At 77.2% G+C, this 4,655-nt stretch carries 3 protein-coding genes; 1 reads left to right on the top strand and 2 read right to left on the bottom strand.

The window, feature by feature from the left end; translation table 11 throughout:
• Positions 1 to 167: 167 nt before the first annotated feature.
• Both ACZ56B_RS21105 and ACZ56B_RS21110 read right to left on the bottom strand, forming a co-directional pair.
• On the bottom strand, positions 168 to 2,270 hold the full coding sequence (locus tag ACZ56B_RS21105; protein ID WP_468792493.1) for a helix-hairpin-helix domain-containing protein: 2,103 nt from the start codon (positions 2,268 to 2,270) through the stop codon (positions 168 to 170).
• Positions 2,267 to 3,253, bottom strand: coding sequence for an aldo/keto reductase (locus ACZ56B_RS21110; protein ID WP_468792498.1), 987 nt, complete (start codon positions 3,251 to 3,253; stop codon positions 2,267 to 2,269). Before ACZ56B_RS21110 ends, ACZ56B_RS21105 begins: the two co-directional genes overlap by 4 nt.
• 209 nt (positions 3,254 to 3,462) lie before the next feature.
• Between ACZ56B_RS21110 and ACZ56B_RS21115 the strand changes: the two genes are divergently transcribed.
• On the top strand, positions 3,463 to 4,518 hold the full coding sequence (locus ACZ56B_RS21115) for an LLM class F420-dependent oxidoreductase (RefSeq protein WP_468792502.1): 1,056 nt from the start codon (positions 3,463 to 3,465) through the stop codon (positions 4,516 to 4,518).
• Positions 4,519 to 4,655 lie beyond the last annotated feature (137 nt).

The raw sequence follows: 4,655 nt of genomic DNA on the forward strand, positions 1-4,655 counted from the left end.
CTCCGCGTCAGCCCTGCCTGGGGCCCGTCTGCTGCCCCCCCCCCCCCCCCCCCCCCCCCACCCCCCCCCCCACCCCCCCCCCCCCCCCCCCCCCCCCCCCCCCCCCCCCCCCCCCCCCCCCCCCCCCCCCCCCCCCCCCCCCCCCCCCCCCCCGGGAGGGCGCGGATTCAGTCCCCCGCCGCCGGGACCTGCGGCGCCAGCAGCGCCGGCAACCGGGTCGTCCGCGGCTTCGCCGCCACCTCGGCCACGGCCCGCGGCAGGGCCTGCTCCACCCCGTGCACCACGGACAGGTGCCGGTCGGCCCGGCCGAACGCCGTGTACACCCAGGGCCGGCTCAAAGCGGGAACGGCGTCACCGGGGAGCACCACGACGACCGCGGGCCACCGGCAGCCCACCGCCTGGTGCGCGGTCAGCGCCCATCCGTGCCGCACGGACCGCCCCACCCGCTCCCTCGGCACGACGATCCGCTCGTCCCCGCACACCAGGTGCAGCCCCTCGTCGTCGGCCGTCACCACCCGGCCCGGCAGCATCCGTCCCGGAGCGGGGGAGTAGGCGACCCGGTCGCCCGGATCGAATCCGCCGAACCGCCCCGGCCCCGGATTGAGCCGCTCCTTCAGCGCCGCGTTCAGCGCCCGTGTGCCCACCGCGCCGCCGTGCCCCGGCGTGATCACCTGCGTCTCCTCGGCCGGCACGCCGATCGCCCGCGGCACCGAGTCCGCCACGAGCTGCACGGTCCGGTGCACGGCTTCCCCCGCGTCCCGCACCGGCACGATCACGACCTCCTTGCCGGGCGCCTCCACCTGGTTCAGCTCACCGGCGCCGATCCCGGAGACCAGCTCGCCCAGCGGTCCGGGATCCGGGCGCCGGGAAGCGACCTGGGGGCAGACCCGCGCCGCCAGCAGGTCCCCGAAGACCCGCCCCGCGCCCGCGGACCACAGCACCCCCGGATCACCGGCCAGCACCAGCCGGGCGCCGTCCGGCAGCGACTCCGTGACCAGGGCGGCCGTCTCGACGTCCAGCTGCGGGGCGTCCAGCACGACGAGCAGGTCCACGTCGAGCGCCCCGTCGGCGTCCCGTCCCGGCCCCTCGGCACCGGACAGCAGCCCGGCGACGGTGGCGACCCCCGGCCCCTCCACCCGCGCCGCGAACCGCGCCCGCCCGACCGGGCCGTGCGCGGCGGCCCAGGCGCGCAGCCCCATGCCGTGCGCGGCGCCCAGCAGCGCCGCCGGCTCGGCCAGCGAGGCCTCCCCGCCGGTGTGCAGCACGAGTCCGTGCCCGGCGACCGCCCGGATCAGCTCGGCGGCGGACCCCTCCGCCGCGGCGGCGGCCCGCTCCCAGTCCTCGTCCGAACCGTCCCGCCGGGGCACGGAGACGATCAGCCGGGCCAGGCCGTCGGCGAGGCTCTCCTCGGCCAGCGCGTACCGCTCCAGCCCCACCAGCACCCGGACCGGTCGCTCCCCGTCCTCGCCCTCGTCCTCCTCCTGCGGAGCCCCGGCCCGCGGAGCCGGGGCCCCGGCCTGCGTCACCGCGTCCCGGAAGACGAGGACGTCCCCCTCCGCGACGGCGCTCCGCACGGCCCCCTCGGGGTCCGGCACGCCCTGCCGCCCCAGCGCACCCACCAGGGCGGGCATCTCCAGAGCGGTGTGCCCGGCCAGGGCCGCCTGCTCCAGCAGCCACACGGTGACCGCCCGCCCCCGCCGCTCGTCGTCCGGCCCGGCCCCGGCGCCGAGCAGCGCCCGCGCGAAACCGTCGGCCTGCTCGGGCCGCACGCCGGTCACCCGCAGCAACTGCCAGGGGTCGGCCCGCAGCACCTCGGCGCCCCCCTCGCCCAGCGCCTCGGCGGCCTGAACGGCGAGCCCCTCGGGCGCGCCCCCCTGCGCCAGCACCTCCCGCACCCCCGCGACGGCGCCGGGGGCGGCAGGCGCCCCGCCGGTAACCGCCGGAGCCCGCCGGACCGGCTCGGGAGCGGGCCGGCGCGGCGCGGCGGGCGCCTCCTCGAGCACCGCGGCGGCCGGCTTCTCCCCGCTCTCCACGGCCCGCACGGCGGCGAGGAGGTCGGCCGCCCGGCCGCTCAGCTTGCCCCCGGCCTCGATCGGTCCCTGCTTCCCGGCCTTCCGCCGCTCGATGCGCTCCCGCTCGATCTGCTGGGCGCGCAGCTCGGCCTCGGCCTCGGACACCGGCGCGCCCTCGGCCGGGGCACCGTCCGCGCCCGGCGTCCCCGGCTCGGCGTCCTCCGTGACCTCGGGGTTCTCGGGCGGCTCCGTGCTCACAGCGTGCTCCAGTCGTGATCGGGATAGCGGTGCACGGGCGCCGACACGTCGTCGAGCGCCCGGCAGATCTCGTCAGGAAGACTAAGGGCCTCCACCGACAACGCCGCCGCGAGCTGCCGTGCGTTGCGCGCGCCGACGACGGGGGCGGCCACCCCGGGCCGGTCCCGGACCCAGGCGAGCGCCACCTGCAGCGGGGTCACGGCGAGCCCGTCCGCCGCCGTCGTCACCGCGTCCACGATCCGGCTCGCCGTGTCGTCGAGGTACGGCGCGACGAAGGGCGCCAGGTGCTCCGAGGCGCCGCGCGAGTCCGACGGGGTGGTGTCGCCGCGGTACTTGCCGGTCAGCACGCCCCGCCCGAGCGGCGAGGACGGCAGCAGCCCGATCCCCAGGTCGAGCGCGGCGGGCAGCACCTCCCGCTCCACCCCCCGCTGCAGCAGCGAGTACTCCATCTGCGTGCTCGCCAGCCGGGCCCGCGCCCCCGGCGCGGCCAGCTGCCAGGTCGCCGCCTTGGCCAGCTGCCACCCGCAGAAGTTGGCCACGCCGGCGTAGCGGGCCCGCCCGCTGCCGACCGCGATGTCCAGGGCCTGGAGCGTCTCCTCCAGCGGGGTGTCGGCGTCGTAGGCGTGAACATGCCACAAGTCGACGTGGTCGGTGCCGAGCCGCTCCAGCGAGGCGTCCAGCGCGGAGAGCAGGTGCCCGCGCGAACCGTCGAACCGGCGGTCCGGGTCCGGCACGCTCCCGGCCTTCGTCGAGATCACCAGGTCCCGGCGCGGCACCAGCCCGTCCAGCAGCCTCCCGAGCAGGTACTCGGCCTCCCCGTCGCCGTACACGTCCGCGGTGTCGACGAGGGTCCCGCCGGCCTCCCAGAAGGTCTTCAGGAGGTCCGCGGCGTCGTGCTCGTCGGTGTCCCGTCCCCAGGTCAGGGTCCCGAGCCCGATCCGGGACACGCGCAGGCCGGTGCGGCCGAGATGCCTCTGCTCCATGAACGCCGAGATTACTGGCCGGACCCCGCGGCAGGGGGACCTGTGGACGAGGGTTTTCCGCGGTGCGGCGGCGACCGGCCGCCCCGGCCCGCCCCGCGACGGGACCGCGGGCGCCGCGCGGGCCTCCTCCCGCCGCCGGAGGCGTGCGCGGGCATGAGGTATAGGGTCGGCGCACCAACGACGTTACTGATCGGTAAGAGGAGACGGCCATGCAGCTCGGGATCAACCTCGGCTACTGGGGTGCCGGAATGGACGCGGACAACCTCGCCGTGGCGCAGGAGGCCGACCGCCTCGGTTACGCGGTCTGCTGGGCCGCCGAGGCCTACGGCTCCGACGCCGCCACCGTGCTCACCTGGGTCGCCGCCCGGACCGAGCGCATCGACGTCGGTTCGGCCATCTTCCAGATCCCCGCCCGCCAGCCCGCGATGACCGCCATGACCGCCGCCACCCTCGACTCCCTCTCCGGCGGCCGCTTCCGTCTGGGCCTCGGCGTCTCCGGCCCGCAGGTCTCGGAGGGCTGGTACGGCGTCAAGTTCGACAAGCCCCTCGCCCGCACCCGCGAGTACGTCGAGATCGTCCGCAGGGCCATGAGCCGCGAGCGCCTCTCCTACGAGGGCGAGCACTGGACCCTCCCCCTCCCGGGCGGCCCCGGCAAGCCCCTCAAGCTCACCGTGCACCCCCAGCGCGAGCACATCCCGCTCTACATCGCCGCGATCGGCCCCAAGAACCTCGAACAGACCGGCGAGATCGCCGACGGCGCCCTGCTGATCTTCCCCTCCGCCGACCACCTCGAGGAGACCGCCGTCAAGCACCTGCGCGCGGGCCGCGAGAAGGCCGGCAGGACCCTCGACGGTTTCGACGTCTGCCCCACCGTCCCCCTCGCCGTCGGCGACGACAAGGACGTCGCCGCGCTCGCCGACACCTTCCGCCCCTACACCGCGCTGTACGTCGGCGGCATGGGCAGCCGCAAGCAGAACTTCTACAACCAGCTCGCCCGGCGCATGGGCTACGAGCGGGAGGCCGCCGAGATCCAGGACAAGTACCTGTCCGGTGACAAGCAGGGCGCGGCGGCCGCCGTGCCGCACGACCTGATCGACTCCACCACCCTCCTCGGCTCGGTCGACCGCATCGCCGACCGGATGAAGGCCTACGCCGCCGCCGGAGTCACCACCCTCACCCTCGCTCCGGCCGGCTTCACGCTCGACGAGCGCCTCGCCTCCCTCCGCGCCGGCACCGAGGCCCTGGAGCGCGCCGGACTCGCCTAGGGTGTGTTTCGAGAGCCCCGCCTGCCCGGCGACGCCCGGTACGCACGCTCGCCGCGTTGTCGGGCTCGGCCCCGGGCCCCCCCGTCCCCCGGCGAGCCCCCCGCTCTCCACCGCCACCCCCCCCCCGGCCCCCGTTT

The organism is Streptomyces sp. NPDC034670, from assembly GCF_055574875.1.

Bases quoted from the DNA above. Each gene is read 5' to 3' on its own strand.
- ACZ56B_RS21110 (WP_468792498.1), bottom strand. From the start codon at position 3,253: ATGGAGCAGAGGCATCTCGGCCGCACCGGCCTGCGCGTGTCCCGGATC.
- ACZ56B_RS21115 (WP_468792502.1), top strand. From the start codon at position 3,463: ATGCAGCTCGGGATCAACCTCGGCTACTGGGGTGCCGGAATGGACGCG.